The sequence below is a fragment of the Streptomyces gelaticus genome (genome assembly GCF_014649535.1).
GTDB classification, from domain to species: Bacteria; Actinomycetota; Actinomycetes; order Streptomycetales; family Streptomycetaceae; genus Streptomyces; species Streptomyces gelaticus.
The window spans coordinates 50,284-66,107 of the sequence record NZ_BMTF01000017.1 but is presented as its reverse complement, the minus strand read 5'-3'; the positions used below and the strand labels follow the sequence as shown (position 1 = coordinate 66,107).

The 15,824-nt window shown below is 71.0% G+C and carries 15 protein-coding genes; 1 reads left to right on the top strand and 14 read right to left on the bottom strand.

What is annotated here, in order from left to right; all coding sequences use genetic code 11:
* The 11 genes from IE107_RS35215 to proS form a co-directional block, all read right to left on the bottom strand.
* Positions 1-272: S26 family signal peptidase (locus IE107_RS35215; protein WP_229867190.1), on the bottom strand; the 272-nt coding region annotated here is incomplete at its 3' end.
* Between the two features lie 448 nt (positions 273-720).
* Positions 721-1,635, bottom strand: a complete 915-nt coding sequence (lepB, locus tag IE107_RS23205) for a signal peptidase I (RefSeq protein ID WP_189546039.1) — start codon at positions 1,633-1,635, stop codon at positions 721-723.
* Entirely contained in the window at positions 1,535-2,590 is a 1,056-nt protein-coding gene (lepB, locus tag IE107_RS23200; RefSeq protein ID WP_189545895.1) for a signal peptidase I, read from the bottom strand. Before lepB (IE107_RS23200) ends, lepB (IE107_RS23205) begins: the two co-directional genes overlap by 101 nt.
* Positions 2,583-3,350 (bottom strand): signal peptidase I, encoded by a 768-nt coding sequence (lepB, locus tag IE107_RS23195; protein WP_189545893.1) that lies wholly within the window; start codon positions 3,348-3,350, stop codon positions 2,583-2,585. The genes lepB (IE107_RS23200) and lepB (IE107_RS23195) overlap by 8 nt, the downstream gene beginning before the upstream one ends.
* 45 nt (positions 3,351-3,395) lie before the next feature.
* The gene (rplS, locus tag IE107_RS23190) at positions 3,396-3,746 is read right to left on the bottom strand and encodes a 50S ribosomal protein L19 (protein WP_189545892.1); all 351 of its coding nucleotides are present in this window, start codon (positions 3,744-3,746) and stop codon (positions 3,396-3,398) included.
* Positions 3,747-3,873: 127 nt separating this feature from the next.
* The gene (trmD, locus tag IE107_RS23185; protein ID WP_189545890.1) at positions 3,874-4,695 is read right to left on the bottom strand and encodes a tRNA (guanosine(37)-N1)-methyltransferase TrmD; all 822 of its coding nucleotides are present in this window, start codon (positions 4,693-4,695) and stop codon (positions 3,874-3,876) included.
* Complete coding sequence (rimM, locus tag IE107_RS23180) at positions 4,695-5,276, bottom strand: ribosome maturation factor RimM (protein ID WP_189545888.1); 582 nt, start codon at positions 5,274-5,276, stop codon at positions 4,695-4,697. Before rimM ends, trmD begins: the two co-directional genes overlap by 1 nt.
* Before the next feature lie 79 nt (positions 5,277-5,355).
* A complete protein-coding gene (locus tag IE107_RS23175) occupies positions 5,356-5,595 on the bottom strand; it encodes an RNA-binding protein (protein ID WP_005311361.1) in 240 nt (79 codons plus the stop codon).
* A 2-nt stretch (positions 5,596-5,597) separates the two neighbouring features.
* Positions 5,598-6,041, bottom strand: a complete 444-nt coding sequence (rpsP, locus tag IE107_RS23170; protein WP_124716132.1) for a 30S ribosomal protein S16 — start codon at positions 6,039-6,041, stop codon at positions 5,598-5,600.
* A gap of 157 nt (positions 6,042-6,198) precedes the next feature.
* Complete coding sequence (locus IE107_RS23165; protein WP_030928573.1) at positions 6,199-6,792, bottom strand: hypothetical protein; 594 nt, start codon at positions 6,790-6,792, stop codon at positions 6,199-6,201.
* Between the two features lie 228 nt (positions 6,793-7,020).
* Complete coding sequence (proS, locus tag IE107_RS23160) at positions 7,021-8,436, bottom strand: proline--tRNA ligase (protein WP_189545885.1); 1,416 nt, start codon at positions 8,434-8,436, stop codon at positions 7,021-7,023.
* A gap of 238 nt (positions 8,437-8,674) precedes the next feature.
* Between proS and IE107_RS23155 the strand changes: the two genes are divergently transcribed.
* Positions 8,675-9,535: a class I SAM-dependent methyltransferase gene (locus IE107_RS23155; RefSeq protein WP_189545883.1), complete on the top strand. Its 861-nt coding sequence runs from the start codon at positions 8,675-8,677 to the stop codon at positions 9,533-9,535.
* Between the two features lie 16 nt (positions 9,536-9,551).
* Here the strand turns inward: IE107_RS23155 and ftsH are convergent, their stop codons facing one another.
* The 3 genes from ftsH to IE107_RS23140 all read right to left on the bottom strand — a co-directional run bounded on the left by ftsH (position 9,552) and on the right by IE107_RS23140 (position 15,815).
* On the bottom strand, positions 9,552-11,465 hold the full coding sequence (ftsH, locus tag IE107_RS23150; protein ID WP_189545881.1) for an ATP-dependent zinc metalloprotease FtsH: 1,914 nt from the start codon (positions 11,463-11,465) through the stop codon (positions 9,552-9,554).
* A 220-nt stretch (positions 11,466-11,685) separates the two neighbouring features.
* Positions 11,686-13,233: a signal recognition particle protein gene (gene ffh / locus IE107_RS23145; RefSeq protein ID WP_189545879.1), complete on the bottom strand. Its 1,548-nt coding sequence runs from the start codon at positions 13,231-13,233 to the stop codon at positions 11,686-11,688.
* A 125-nt stretch (positions 13,234-13,358) separates the two neighbouring features.
* The gene (locus IE107_RS23140) at positions 13,359-15,815 is read right to left on the bottom strand and encodes a [protein-PII] uridylyltransferase (RefSeq protein ID WP_189545877.1); all 2,457 of its coding nucleotides are present in this window, start codon (positions 15,813-15,815) and stop codon (positions 13,359-13,361) included.
* Positions 15,816-15,824: the final 9 nt, after the last annotated feature.

Genomic DNA, 15,824 nt, shown 5'->3' with positions numbered 1-15,824 from the left:
AGCGTGTTCTGCATCGAGTCCGAGGGGATCGAGAACGCCTGCACCAGGAACGTCTTGATCAGCAGCGCGAGAACCAGTGCGATGACGATCAGCAGCGGCAGCTCCTTCCAGAAAGGACGCTGTTTCCTGACCTTCTCGCTGCTCCTGTCCCCGTTCCTGTCTCCGTCCGCACCCGGGCCCGGTGTCTCCACCGACGGACCGGAGGCAGGCTCAGCGGACTGGTCGGGCCTCTTCGCGGGCTCTTCATGTCCAGGTCGTGCACCGGCAGCCACGTCACTCACATCCAGTCCTCACTCTGCGCACACACCTGCTCCAGGGCCTTGCCGTTCAAAGACCCCCTGCCCCGAACAACGAGCGGGAGTTCCACAGCGCTCCTGCATCCCCGACCGTCTTGCCGACCGCGGTCCGCCCGGCATCCCGGCCTCCCACCACCGACAACCGCCCTCCGGTTGCTCAGCGTGCTCGCCGAGCAACCGGAGGGCGGTTCTTTCCGTACCGTCCGGCTGGAGCCGCACCCGCCGATACCCCCATGTACGGGTGGTGGCCAGGGCTCGCCCGGACGCAGATCCTCACACTCCGTCGCAGCTGTACTGATCGGCCGTCAAAATCCTACGAAGAACACCCGGCGGGTATCCGCGCATTTACTCGATCTTGCCGATGCCTTGATCGCAACGACATCAACGCCACCGCGGCCCCGCCGTACCGGCATGATTCAACGGATCATGACAGACCATCAGTCACTGCTGCCGGCCGGCCCAGGCGGGCCCGCCTGCGCCGCCAGAGCACGATCGGCACGGCCCCGGCGATGCCGAGCGCGCCGGGCGCCATCGCCGTCACCGCGTTCAGGCCCGGCTGGTCGAAGGTCTTCGGGACGGGCAGGGTCGCCCAGCGGTTGATCGGCCACGCCACGACGATGGCCCGGCCGACCACCTCGTCGTTGGAGACCGTGCCGTCGCCCGGCAGCTCCTGGTGGTAGCGGGAGTCGCGGGAGTCCTGGCGGTGGTCGCCCATCACCCAGATCCGGCCCTCGGGCACCTTGATCGGCCCGAAGGGCGCGTCGTTGCAGGGGGTGTTGCCCGGGAAAATGAACGACTGCTCGTCCAAGGCCATGCCGTTGACCACGACCGGGCCGTTCTCCTTGCACTCCACCGTGTCGCCGCCGACGGCGATGACCCGCTTGATCAGGTCCTTCTCCTCGACGGACGGCATCAGCCCGATGAAGCTGAGGAACTTCTGGAGCGCATTCGGATGGACCTCCGGGGTCTCGTCCAGCCAGCCGCCCGGGTCGTGGAACACGACCACCTCGCCGCGCTCGGGCTCCGCGCCGAACCAGGGGGTCAGCTTGTCGACCAGCACCCGATCGCCCCGCTGGAGCGTGTTCTGCATCGAGTCCGAGGGGATCGAGAACGCCTGCACCAGGAACGTCTTGATCAGCAGCGCGAGAACCAGCGCGATGACGATCAGCAGCGGCAGCTCCTTCCAGAAGGAACGCGGCTTCTTCGCCGGCCTGCCACCGCCGTCCGGGGTATCGCCGTCACTCCCCGCGTGGCCCGTCGCCCCGGCGGACCCGGCTTGACCCGAATGGTCCGGCCGGTCCTCGGGTTCCCCGTGTCCGGATCGTGCGCCGACGGCCAAATCCCCCACATCCACTCCTTATTCCGTGCCACCGCCTGCGCCCTAGCCGGTGCAGGCCCACCACTCCCATAACGAGCGGGAGTTCCGCAGGGGTCGGGAGAGGGATCATTCCGTTCAGATCCTGGGACGACACACTATTCGACGGACCCGAAGCGGCAGCCGACCCGGCGCGCGCGTCAGGGACCGAACCGAAGGTCGCCGGCTCCTCCAGCTTTCGCCAGTGACCGAAGGGCCAGGCGATCACGACTGCGCGTCCCACGACCTCGTCCTCGGAGATCGTGCCGTGCGCCGGCTCGTCCAGGTGGTATCGGGAATCGGCGGAGTCGGACCGGTGGTCGCCCATCACGAAGATCCGGCCCTCCGGAACCTCGACCTCGAATCTGATGAGGGAGGGAGGGTTCCCCGGATACAGATAGGGCTCGTCGAGCGGTACGCCGTTGACGCTGATCCGGCCGTCCTTGCCGCAGCACTTCACCGTGTCGCCGCCGACCGCGATCACCCGCTTGATCAGATCCTGTTCGTCGTCGGAGGGCAGCAGCCCGATGAAGGCCAGCACCTCCTTCGCCTGCTTGACGACGACGGGCGACTCCTTCTTGTCCGCGTTCTCCTGGTTCAGCCAGCGCCCCGGGTCCTTGAAGACGACCACGTCGCCGCGTTGGGGCCTGGATCCGAACCAGGGCGTCAGTTTGTCCACGAGCACCCGGTCACCGATCCGGATGGTCTGCTCCATCGATCCCGAAGGGATCACGAAGGCCTGCACCAGGAAGGTCTTGAGCACGAGCGCGATGAGCAGCGCCACGAGGACGAGCAGCGGGATCTCCCGTACGGCGGCCCCGCGCCGTCGTCGCTCGACCTTGCGGGCCAGCTTCCGCCGCTCTGCCCTGGTGGGCAGCGAACGCGCGGCCGCCGTCCCGGTACCGGACGACCCGCGCCGTCCGCGGCCGCGGTTACCCATGCCCCCCGCCCGGCGCCCGCACGGCGGAGGCGGCGCTGTCCGGCAGCGAGCCCACCCGGCTGGGCGGCCAGCCGATCCAGTCCACCCGGCCGATCACCATGTCGACCGGGACCATGCCACCGCCCGGCTCTCCCAGGTGGTCACGCGAGTCGCGGGAGTTGCTCCGGTGGTCGCCCATCATCCACAGCGTGCCGTCGGGGACGACGATGTCGAAGCGGGCCGTGGAGGGGGCGTCCCCCGGGTAGAGATAGCCTTCGAGGACCGGCCGGCCGTTCACCTCGATCCGGCCCCGCTTGTCGCAGCAGACCACCCGGTCACCGCCCACGCCCACCACCCGCTTCACGTAGTCGGTCTCGACGGGCTCCGCGAGGCCCAGGGAGGCGGCCACCGAGCGCATCAGACCGGTGACGGGGTTCTCCTGCGGAGGTTCCTGGACGAAGGACCCGGTGCCGTCGAAGACCACCACGTCGCCGCGTTGCGGCTCGGAGCCGGAACGGTAGGCCAGTTTGTTCACCAGCACCCGGTCCCCCACCCGCAGCGTGGGCTCCATCGAGCCGCTGGGGATCAGGAAGGGCTGCACCACGTAGTTGCTCAGGAGCAGCACGAAGGCCGCGCAGACGGCCCCGAACGCCGCGGTCCGGCGCCAGGTCATCGGGGGTGCCTGCCGGTCCGGGATACGCGAGGAGCGCGACCCCTCCTCCGACGCCGTTGCGGGTGCGGAGGAGCGGTCGCGCTCCGAGGGCTTTGCTTCCGTGTCCATCGGGGCCAGAGCCTATCCGGCCGGGCCGTGGACCTGGGAGTCAGCTCAGTTGTCGCGCTTCTCCTTGATCTTCGCGGCCTTGCCGCGCAGCTCCCGGAGGTAGTACAGCTTGGCGCGACGGACGTCACCGCGGGTGACGAGCTCGATCTTCTCGAAGATCGGGCTGTGCACCGGGAAGGTGCGCTCGACGCCGACGCTGAAGGAGACCTTGCGGACCGTGAAGGTCTCGCTGATGCCCGCACCCTGGCGACGGATGACTACGCCCTTGAACTGCTGGATACGGGAGCGGTTGCCCTCGATCACTCGGACGTGGACGTTGACGGTGTCACCGGGGCGGAACGACGGGATGTCGGTACGCAGCGACGCGGCGTTGACGTCATCGAGCAGGGAAGCCATGTTGTCTGCTTTCTTCGCCGATGCCACAGGTCATCGACGGGAGATAGTGAGAAATGGGGTGCTGATCGCGTCGGACGGACGTCGTTCCCCCTGTGGCAGGGGCGTACGCCGGACGTACAGCAGCGGCCTATTCTTCCACGGCCTCGGGCCTGCGCCAAAATCGGCCGCCGGGCTCGGGCGCCCAGCCGAGGATGGAGAGCATCTCGCGGTCCTTCTTGTCGAACCCCGCGGCGTCGCAGCGCTCGATCAGATCGGGCCGGTTCAGGGCGGTACGACGGAACGCCTCGTCCCGGCGCCAGCGGGCGATCCGACCGTGGTGACCGCTGAGCAGCACCTCCGGGATCTCCCGGCCCCGCCACTCGGGCGGCTTGGTGTAGACGGGCCCCTCCAGCAGGTTGGCCATCGCGCCGGGGGCGAAGGAGTCGTCCCGGTGCGATTCGGCGTTGCCGAGCACCCCGGGCAGCAGCCGGGCGACCGCCTCCGTGATCACCAGCACCGCGGCCTCCCCGCCGGCCAGCACATAGTCGCCGATGGACACCTCGATCACCGGCATCCGGGTGGCGTACTCGTCCATCACCCGCCGGTCGATGCCCTCGTAGCGGGCCGGCGTGAAGATCAGCCAGGGCCGCTCGGAGAGTTCGACGGCGAGCTCCTGGGTGAACGGGCGCCCGCTGGGCGTGGGCACCACGAGCACCGGGGAGTGCGCCCCGGCCTCGTATCCTTCCGCCAGGGTGTCGTCCAGGGCCTCGCCCCACGGCTCGGTCTTCATGACCATGCCGGGGCCGCCGCCGTACGGGGTGTCGTCGACGGTGTGGTGCCGGTCGTACGTCCAGTCGCGCAGGTCGTGCACATGGACGTCGAGGCGGCCGCGCGCGCGGGCCTTGCCGACGAGGGAGACGTTCAGCGGTTCCAGGTACTCGGGGAAGATCGTGACGACATCGAGTCGCATCAGGCGTCCTTCCCGGCCGCCGGAGCCCCGTCGTCGCCCTCTTCGTCCCGCGCGGAGGCGATCACGGCCTGGCTCGCGTCGATCAGGCCGGGCGGCGGGGTGACCACCGCGCGCTGCTCCGCCAGATCGATCTCGGTGACGATCTCCTCGACGAAGGGGATCATCACCTCGCTGCCGTCCGGCCGCTCGACGATGAAGAGGTCCTGGGACGGCAGGTGCGTGATCTCGGTGATCCGGCCGATCTCGGTGCCGTCGGCGAGTACCACGTCGAGGTCCATCAGCTGGTGGTCGTAGAACTCCTCGGGGTCCTCGGGGAGTTCCGCGGGATCGACCTCGGCGATCAGGAGCGTGTTGCGCAGGGCCTCGGCAGCCGTACGGTCGCGGACGCCCTCGAAGCGCAGCAGCAGCCGTCCGCTGTGCACCCGGCCGGTCTCGATCGTCAGCGGTCCGGCGCCGGCCGGTTCGGTGGCGAGCACGGCCCCGGGCCCGAGCCGCAGTTCCGGCTCGTCCGTACGGACCTCGACGGTGACCTCGCCCTTGATGCCATGGGCACGGCCGATCCGCGCGACTACCAACTGCACCTTGTGTCTCTCCTGTCGTACGACGACGGGCCGGGGCGGGCGCATGGCCCTCCCCGGCCCGTGCCGGTGTTCAACTCTGTCAGCGAACCTGATCCACATCGACGAGGTCGACGCGGATGCCACGGCCGCCGATGGCGCCCACGACGGTACGCAGTGCGCGAGCGGTGCGGCCGTTGCGGCCGATCACCTTGCCGAGGTCGTCGGGGTGGACCCGGACCTCCAGCACGCGACCACGGCGCAGGTTGCGCGAGGCGACCTGCACATCGTCAGGGTTGTCGACGATGCCCTTCACGAGGTGCTCGAGAGCCTCCTCGAGCATGCTCAGGCCTCGGTCGACTCGGCGGACGCAGCCGCGTCAGCAGCCTCGTCCGCCTTCTTGTCGGACTTCTTCGCCTTCTGCGTGATGGCCTCGCCCTTGGACTCGTCGCCACCGTCCTTGGTCAGAGCCTCGAACAGGGCGCGCTTGTCAGCCTTGGGCTCCGGCTGCAGCAGCGGCGCGGGGGCCGGGAGACCCTTGTGGGCCTGCCAGTCACCGGTGAGCTTCAGGATCGCGAGAACCGGCTCGGTCGGCTGGGCGCCGACGGACAGCCAGTACTGCGCACGCTCCGAGTTGACCTCGATGCGCGAGGGGTTCTGCACCGGGTGGTACAGGCCGATCTCCTCGATGGCCCGGCCGTCACGGCGGGTACGGGAGTCGGCGACGACGATGCGGTAGTGAGGCGAACGGATCTTGCCCAGACGCTTCAGCTTGATCTTGACTGCCACGGGAGTGGTGTCTCCTGGTCTATGACGTGGTTGGGCACAACGAAGATGCCACGTGGGGTTGCGGTACTCGGGTGCCCGATGGACGCGTCAGCCGGAGGAGAGAGGGGTCCTGTGCGACTGTCGAGTACAGCTAGCCATTGTGCCACACCGTGTCGGGTCACCCGACCGCGACCGCGGCTTCCGGGATCCGGAAGGGCTTTCCGCAGCCTCCGCAGACGATCGGCGCCTGCGCCAGGACCGACGGGACGACCCGCACATTGCGCCCGCAGTCGCAGACGGCCTTGACGCGGACGCCCCCACCGGAGGAGCCGTGCCGGGCGGCCGGCCCGCGGAAGGAGCGCTTGGTGTCGGCGGCGGTGGCGACCGTGTGCGCCTTGAGGGCGCGCTGCAGCCGCTCGATCGTCGGGCGGTACCGGCGCTTGGCCTCGGGGTTGAGGGTGACCAGCGAGAAACCGCTGCTGGGGTGGGGCTCCTCGGCGTGGTCGAGGCCCAGCTCCTCGGCGATCGCGAGGAATCTGCGGTTGTGGTAGCGGCCGGCGCGCGAAGTGTCGCGGACGCCTCGCGCGGCGGCGATTCCGTGGACTGCCTCGTGCAGCAGTCGCTCGAAGGAGAGCTCGGCGCCGCAGGCGGACGAGGACTCTCCGATCAGGGACTCGGGCGCGGCAAGATCCGGCAGCTCGGGGTGGTACCGCTGAATGTCGGCCCACGCCTGCGCCAGCTCTGCGGCAAGTACAGGTGGTGTCGTGCTCACGTCGTGACAACGAGCGCGGGTGCCCCGGTGTTCCGATTCCGGGCCATCCCAAATAATTTGCACGTACCAGTCAGTTGCCCTTCGATGCATCCCGACGAGGGCGGGTGCGCAGAACTGCGGAGAAGCCTCGCAGCTCACAACAAGGTGGTACGTAGCGACGTGTACGCCGGGCGCGTAGGCAGCCACCGTACGCCGGGGCGCCGGACGCCCCGTGCGGTGGGTGGGGCGTCAATAGGCGCGTGCCACCAGGGCGACAGTACCGGGCGCGTCGTCGGAGTCGGGCACCGACCCGTCCGCGGCGACCAGGCACCGTACGGACACCCCGTGTTCCGCGAGCCGGGCCTCCCCCGCCGGGCCGAGAGCCGACCAGGCGATCCGGGCCCAGCCGCCCGCGGCCGCCGCCTCCACGGCCTCTTCCACGGTCGCGGCCTCGCTGGTGGCCGACTCACGCCGGCTCCGGGACTCCCGCAGCAGCGCCGCCTGGTCCTCCTCCAGAACCGCCGGGAGCAGCGCGGGCAGGGCCTCGGCCGGGACCGGTTCCTTCCCGCCCGGAATGCGCCGGGCCAGCATCGCGGTGCCGTCCGCCAGATCGCGCGGACCGATCTCGATCCGCACCGGCACGCCCTTCAGCTCCCAGTCGACCGCCCGGCGGCCGAACGGGGTGTCCGTGCGGTCGTCGACCTCGGTCCTGATCCCCGCCGCGCGCAGCCGCTCCGCGACGGACCGGACCGCGCCCAGCACGGCCTCGTCCTCCTTGACCGCGAGGACGACCGCCTGGACGGGTGCGAGCCGCGGCGGCACCCGGAGCCCGTGGTCGTCGCCGTGGGCCATGATCAGCCCGCCGACCATCCGGGTCGAGGAGCCCCACGAGGTCTGCCGGACCAGCTCCTGCCTGCCCTGTCTGGAGAGGTAGCTGGTGTGGAAGGCCCTGGCGAAGTTGGTGCCGAGTTCGTGGCTCGTACCCATCTGCAGGGCCTTGCCGTCCCGCATCATCGCTTCGAGCGTGAGGGTGTTGACGGCCCCGGCGAACCGCTCCGCCGGGGTCTTGCGGCCGAGGACCACGTCGATGCCCAGCACATTGACCATGAAGTCCGCGTACACCTCGCGGTGGATGTACGCGGCGAAGTCCCGGGCCTCCTCGTCGGTGGCATGGGCGGTGTGGCCCTCCTGCCAGAGGAATTCCGTCGTACGGAGAAAGACCCGCGGTCGCATCTCCCAGCGCACGACGTTCGCCCACTGGTTGATCAGGAGCGGCAGATCCCGGTAGCTCTGCACCCACTTCGAGAAGTATTCGTTGATGATCGTTTCGGAGGTCGGCCGCACCACCACGGGCTCTTCGAGCTCTTTCCCGCCGCCGTGGGTGACCATCGCGAGCTCCGGTGCGAATCCCTCGACGTGCTCGGCCTCGCGTGTCAGGTAAGACTGGGGGATGAAGAGCGGGAAGTAGGCGTTGCGGGCGCCCGCCCCTTTGATCCGGGCATCCATCTCCTGCTGCATCCGCTCCCACAGGCTGTATCCGTACGGCCGGATGACCATGGTGCCGCGCACCGGGCCGTTGTCCGCGAGTTCGGCCTTGTTGATCAGATCCTGGTACCAGCGGGGAAAGTCCTCGGCCTGGGGCGTGAGAACGGGTGCCTTTGCCATGGCGCGCATCGTACGGCGACACCGCCCATCGCACGGGGCGACGGGCCCCGGTGCCGGGGGCCCGCCCCACGGACGCACCACCGCGGCACGCATCCGTTGCCATCGGCCCCCTGGACGCGGCAGCGGATGCGCAGTTCTCTGACACACGGGGGAAGCGGGCGCAGTACACGGGGGAAGCAAGCACTCGGGCACTACCGATCGGACACGGCCGACCTCTCGGCGGATTGGGGCGCTTTCCATGACACCAACGCTCGTCCGGCACCAGAGCCACGCGGAGACGTCCACCCGAACGGCCCCCGGGAACCGTGCCCCGGACTGGGCCGAGATCCAGGAGCGGATGCTGACACCGCTGTACGAGGCGGTGTACGACCGGCTCGAAGTGGGAGCCGGCACCCGGCTGCTCTCCCTCGGCTGCGGCTCCGGTCTCGCGCTGCTGATCGCGGCCGCCCGTGGGGCGCGCGTCACCGGGGTGGACACCGACCTCGAACGGCTGGCGCTCGCCCGGACCCGGCTGCTGCCCGAGCCCGGGAGCGACGCCGGACGCCCGGCCGGGCACCCGAGGCTGCTGACGGGTGATCCGTCCGCGGCCCGGCCGGCCGACGGAACGCCGTACGACCTGATCACCGCGTTCACCCCGATCGGCTGCTCCTTCGACGACGGCGAGGGGCTGGTGGCCGCGCTGCGGTCCGCGCTGCCGCTGGCCGCGCGGGGCAGCACCGTGGTGCTCACCGGCTGGGGTCCGCCGGAGCGCTGTGCGACGGCGCCCGTGCTGCGGGTGGCGGAGCGGCTGTCCGACCGTGACCGGGCCCCGCGCACCGGCGGCTGGCGGACGTCGGGCCGGGACGATCTGGAGGAGCTGGCGTTCCGGGCCGGTCTGAATCCCAACGGCTCGGGCCGGGTGGCGTGCCCGTTCGGGTACGCGGACACGGACAGCGCGGTGCGCGGGCTGCTCTCCACCCGGCTCTTCGACGCGGCGGTACGGGCGACGGACCGGGCCCAGGTGGAGAAGGAGGTCGCACAGGCCCTTCATCCGCACCGGCGCGGGGACGGCACGATCTGGATGCCGAACGTCTTCCGCTATCTCGTGTGCACCACCTGAGCGACCGTGGCGTCCGCTACTTGGCCGGGCGGGTGATGCCTGCCGCCCGGTAGGCCGCGTCCTCGTCCAGCGTCTCGTTCGCCAGGAGCGCGGCGGACAGCGAGTCCAGCCGGTCCCGGTTCTCGCGCAGGAGCCCGCAGGCCGCCTCGTAGCACTCGTCGACGATCCGCCGCATCTCGCCGTCCACCGCGTCGAGCGTGGCGGGGGCCGCCGACAGTCCGTACGCCTGCTGGGCGTCGCCCGGGATCGCCGTCAGCCTGCCCACCTTGTGGCTCATGCCCCAGCGGCCGACCATGCCGCGGGCCAGGTTGGTGACCTGTTCCAGGTCGTTCTCCGCACCGGTGGTGACCATGTCGAAGACGACCTGCTCGGCGGCCATGCCCCCGAGCGCACCGATGATCCGGCCGCGCAGATATTCCTCGGTGTACGCGTACTTGTCGGCGTCCGGTGTCGAGAGCGTGACGCCCAGGGCGCGGCCGCGCGGCACGATGGTGACCTTGCGGACCGGGTCGGCGCCCGGCTGGAGCATGCCGAGCAGGGCGTGGCCGCTCTCGTGGTACGCGGTCCTGCGGCGTTCCTCGTCGGACATGACCAGTGAGCGTTCCGCACCCAGCTGGACCTTCTCCAGGGCGTCCGAGAAGTCGGGCTGGGTGACCTCGGACTGCCGTCGCTTGACGGCCAGGAGCGCGGCCTCGTTGGCCAGGTTGGCCAGCTCCGCACCGGTCATTCCGGGGGTGGTACCGGCCACCTGGGCCAGGTTCACGTCGCCTGCGAGCGGGATCTGCCGGGTGTGGATCTCCAGGATCGCCTCCCGGCCGCTCCTGTCCGGCGGGCTGACCTGGACGATCCGGTCGAACCGGCCGGGCCGGGTGAGCGCGGGGTCGAGCACGTCGGCGCGGTTGGTGGCGGCGAGCACGACGACGCCCTCCGAACCGGAGAAGCCGTCCATCTCGGTGAGGATCTGGTTGAGTGTCTGCTCGCGCTCGTCGTGGCCGCCCATGCCGGAGCCGCCGCCACGGGCCCGGCCGATGGTGTCGATCTCGTCGATGAAGACGATGGCGGGGGCGACCTTGCGCGCCTCCGCGAAGAGTTCCCGGACCCGGCTCGCGCCGACGCCGACGATCATCTCGATGAACTCGGAGGCCGACGCCGAGAAGAACGGCACTCCGGCCTCACCGGCGACGGCCCTGGCCAGCAGGGTCTTGCCGGTGCCGGGCGGTCCCGCGAGGAGCACCCCGCCGGGCATCCGGGCGCCCATCGTCCGGTACGCCTGCGGGTTCTTCAGGAAGTCCACGACGTCGTTGAGCTCACCCTCGACCTCGTCGATCCCGGCCACGTCCTTGAAGGTGGTGCGCTTGGCGCCCTCCAGCTCGACGGGCTTGGGCGGGGCCTTGCGCCCGAAGCCGCCCATCCCGCCGCCCATGCCCCTGGACATCCGCCGCGCGATGAACACCCAGAGCACGACGAGGAGCAGCATGGGCGCCAGCGAGATCAGCAGATTGGCGAGGAAGCTGCGCTGCTGGACGACCGGCTCGGCCGTGACCGTGACGTTCTCCTTGACCAGTTCGGCCCAGAGGTTGTCGTCCGCGAAGGCCGGCCGCTGGGTGACGAACTTGGTGTACTTCTCGTCGCTCCCCGGGACCTTCGCCTCCTTCTTGAGCTGTCCCTCGATGGCATCGCCCTTGGAGTAGATCTTGGAGACATTGCCCGAGGTGACCTGTTTGCTGAACTCCGTGTAGGCGATCGTCCGCTCCTTCCCCCCGTTGAAGAAGGAGAGCACCAGATTGGCGATCAGATAGACGGCCAGCGCGGTCAGCAGCAGTCCGCCCCAGCCTCCCGGCATCTTGCGGCCCGGCGGCGGGGGCGGCGGGGCCCCCTCGGAGCGCCAGGGCTGATCGGTCCGGTCGCGGGGAGGTACGGGGGTGGTCACGCGCGCTCCTCTGCCGACAGCCGTTGTCAGCGACAGTAACGGATAAATACAGGCAAAGCCCTCCCAGGGTCTGCCGGACGGCCGGATGGGCCCCCGGGAGTACGGGATACGGCAGTCATGGCGGCACCTGAGTGCATGCCGAAGGGGGCACCCGCCGGAAAGCGGGCGCCCCCTTCGGGACATCACCGGGCCGTCGCGGCCCGCCGGACCACGGGCCGGTTCAGCCCATGAACTTCTTGAACTCGTCCGGCAGCTCGAAGTTCTTGTCGCCCTGCGCCGGCAGACCGAACGCACCGCCCTGCGCCGCCTGCTCGCGGCGGGCCGCCGCGGCCTGCTCCTCGGCCTTGCGCTTCATCGGGTTGCCGCTCTTGCGCTTGCCCTTGGCCTGCTTGACCTGCTTCTTCTGCCGACCGGGGCCACCGCCCATGCCCGGCACCCCGGGCATCCCCGGCATGCCGCCGCCCTGGGCCATCTTCGACATCATCTTGCGGGCTTCGAAGAACCGCTCCACCAGGTTCTTCACCGCGCTGACCTCGACGCCGGAACCCCTGGCGATACGGGCCCGGCGCGAGCCGTTGATGATCGTCGGCTCGGCGCGCTCCTTCGGGGTCATCGACTTGATGATCGCGGCGGTGCGGTCCACGTCGCGCTCGTCGATGTTGTTGATCTGGTCCTTGATCTGCCCCATGCCGGGCAGCATGCCGAGCAGCTTGGAGATGGAGCCCATCTTCCTGACCTGCTCCATCTGGGCCAGGAAGTCGTCGAGCGTGAAGTCCTTGCCCTTGCTGGACGCCAGCTTGGAGGCCATCTTGGCGGCCTCTTCCTGGCTGAAGGTCTTCTCCGCCTGCTCGATCAGGGTGAGCAGGTCACCCATGTCGAGGATGCGGGAGGCCATGCGGTCGGGGTGGAAGGCGTCGAAGTCGTCGAGCTTCTCACCGTTCGACGCGAACATGATCTGCTTGCCCGTGACATGGGCGATCGACAGGGCCGCACCACCGCGGGCGTCACCGTCGAGCTTGGAGAGCACCACGCCGTCGAAACCGACGCCGTCGCGGAAGGCCTCGGCGGTGTTGACCGCGTCCTGGCCGATCATCGCGTCGACGACGAAAAGGATCTCGTCGGGGCTGACGGCGTCGCGGATGTCCGCGGCCTGCTGCATCAGCTCCTGGTCGATACCGAGGCGGCCCGCGGTGTCGACGATCACCACGTCGAACTGCTTGGTGCGGGCGTGCTCGATCGAGTCCTTGGCGACCTGGACCGGGTCACCGACCCCGTTGCCCGGCTCGGGCGCGTACACCGCGACACCGGCGCGGTCGGCGACGACACTGAGCTGGTTGACGGCGTTGGGGCGCTGGAGGTCACAGGCCACGAGCAGCGGGGAGTGGCCCTGGCCCTTGAGCCAGAGGCCGAGCTTTCCGGCGAGGGTGGTCTTACCGGCACCCTGGAGACCGGCGAGCATGATCACGGTGGGCGGGTTCTTGGCGAACCGCAGCCGCCGGGTCTCGCCGCCGAGGATGCCGACGAGCTCCTCGTTGACGATCTTGACGACCTGCTGGGCCGGGTTCAGCGCCTGGGAGACCTCGGCGCCACGCGCCCGCTCCTTGACGTTGGCGATGAAGGCGCGGACGACGGGCAGCGCGACATCGGCTTCGAGCAGGGCGATACGGATCTCGCGAGCCGTGGCGTCGATGTCCGCCTCGGACAAGCGGCCCTTGCCCCTGAGGTTCTTGAAAGTCGCGGCAAGGCGGTCGGAGAGAGTATCGAACACGGCGCTCGTCGGTCCTCAGGGTCGGGGGCAAAGTGGATTCGGTACCCCAGGGTATCCGGCTCGGCAGAAACGATGACCCCTGCCCGGGAAATCCCGGGCGCAGGCCACGCCGCTTTCTCCCCGTCTCACGCCCGCAGCGCGGCCTCCACCGCGCTCGCCACCGCGAGCGCACGTTCCCCGGGCAGCGGCTTCCCGTCCGTGTCCGTGATGTAGAAGGCGTCCACCGCGTTCGCCCCCAGGGTCGACACATGCGCGCTGCGCACCCGTACCCCGCTCTGCTCCAGCGCCCGGCCGATCCGGTGCAGCAGCCCCGGGGCGTCCTGGGCCCGTACCTCGATCACCGTCGCCAGCCGGGAACCGGCCGCAGCGACGGTCACCCGCGGCGGCGGCGCCTTCACCCCGCGGCGGCGCGGACCGGCGGCCTCGCGCTCGGCGAGCCGGGCGCGGATGTCCAGGGAACCGTCCAGGGCGCGTACGAGGTCGGCACGGAGCCTGGCGGCCTGCGGCAGCGAGCCGTACTCGGCCGCGACCCGCCAGCTGAGCAGCAGCAGCTCCGCGCTCCCGCCCAGCTCGGTGGGCAGTTCCACGGCGCGCAGCTCGGCGGCGCGCACGGTGAGGCGGTGCAGCGCGAGGACGCCCGCCGCCGCGGGCAGCACGCCGGGGCGGTCGGGCAGGACGATCCGGAGCTCGACGCCGACGGGTTCCGGCCCGCCGTCCTCGTCCGGGGCCTCGTTCCGGGCGCGCAGGGCGAGGACGGGGCCGCTGGTGCGCAGGGCCTCGACGGCGAGGCGTTCCTGTTCGGCGCCGGGTGCGACGGGCTCCGGTTCCTCCGGGGCCCGGCCGGCGAGCACGGCGGCGACGCGTCCCACGAGGTCGGAGACGAGGCAGGCGCGCCAGGCGGACCAGGCGGCGGGCCCGGTGGCGAGGGCGTCGGCCTCGGTGAGCGCGTGCAGGAGCTCCAGGGTGGTGGCGCTCTGGACCGCGTCGGCGACGGAGCGGACGGTCGCCGGGTCGTCGAGGTCGCGCCGGGTGGCGGTCTCGACGAGCAGCAGGTGGTGGCGTACGAGGGTGGCGACGACGCCCACGTCGTGCTGGTCGAAGCCGATCCGGGCGGCCGTGTCCCGGGCGATGACCTCACCGGCCACGGAGTGGTCGCCCGGCCAGCCCTTGCCGATGTCGTGCAGGAGGGCCGCGACGAGGAGGAGGTCGGGGCGGTGGACGCGGCGGGTGAGGGTGGAGGCGCGGACGGCCGTTTCGACGAGGTGGCGGTCGACGGTCCAGGTGTGGACGGGGTTGCGCTGGGGGCGGCAGTGGACACGTTCCCAGTCCGGGAACAGGCGGGTGATCAGCCCTTCGGCTTCGAGCGCCTCCCAGACGGGGACGGTGGCCTCGCCCGCGCCGAGGAGGGTGACGAGTTCCTCGCGGGCCTCGGCGGGCCAGGGCACCGGCAGCGGGGCCGCGGCGGCGGCCAGCCGGCGTGCGACGTGGCGGGAGAGCGGGAGCTCGGACTGGGCGGCCGCGGCGGCGGCGCGCAGCACGAGCACGGGGTCGCGCTCGGGGCGGGCGGTGCGGGCGAGGACCGCTTCGCCGTCGGCCTCGACGACGCCCTCGGCGAGCGGGGTACGTTCCGCGGTGGCCGCCCGGCCGCCGCCCAGCAGGGCGCGCAGCAGGGGGCGCATGGACCGGGCGCGCAGCACGCGGTCGACCTCGCGCCAGGTGACGTCGGCGGCGTACGCAATGGTGCGGGCGGCCTCGTAGACCTGGCGGAGCAGGGCGTCCCCGTCGAGCAGGCCGAGCTCGGCGGCGACCTGGTCCTGTTCCTGGAGGGCGAGGCGGTCGGTGGCGCGGCCGGTGGTGAGGTGGAGGGCGTCGCGGGCGTCGAGAAGGACGCGGCGGGCTTCGGCGAGCCCCTCGCGGGGGGCGTCGGCGACCCAGGAAGCGGCGACGGCGCGCAGGGCGGTGGCGTCCCGCAGTCCACCGCCGGCCTCCTTGAGGTCGGGTTCGAGGAGGAACCGCAACTCGCCCTGGCGTCCGGCGCGTTCGTGGCAGAGCTCGTGCAGTGCGGGCAGGCGCTTGGCGGCCTGGCTGCGCCAGTCGGCGAGGATCGCGGTGCGCATCGCGGCGACGGGTCCGAGGTCCCCGGCGACGGGCCGGGCGTCGAGCAGTCCGAGCTGGACCTTGAGGTCCTCGCCGGCCGTCCTGCGGGCCTCGGCGGGGGTGCGTACGGAGTGGTCGAGGGCGAGGCCGAGGTCCCAGACGGGGTACCAGAGGCGGTCGGCGAGGGCGGCGACGGCCGCCGGGTCGGCGTTCCCGTCGTGCAGGAGCAGCAGGTCGAGGTCGCTGCGCGGGGAGAGTTCGGCGCGTCCGTAGCCGCCGACGGCGACGAGGGCGGCGCCCTGGACGCCGGTCTGCCGGGCGGCGGTGGTGAACAGCGCGGTGAGCCATTCGTCGGTGAGGGCCGCGAGGGCCGCGCGGCGCGGCGGCCCGGACCGCGCCTTCTCCTGGAGGAGGCGCAGCCGGGCCGCCGCGTAGCCGCCTGGTTGCTCGTGGGCGGATTCGGTGGTTGCTCCGGTGCTCGTCACCCGGCTGCC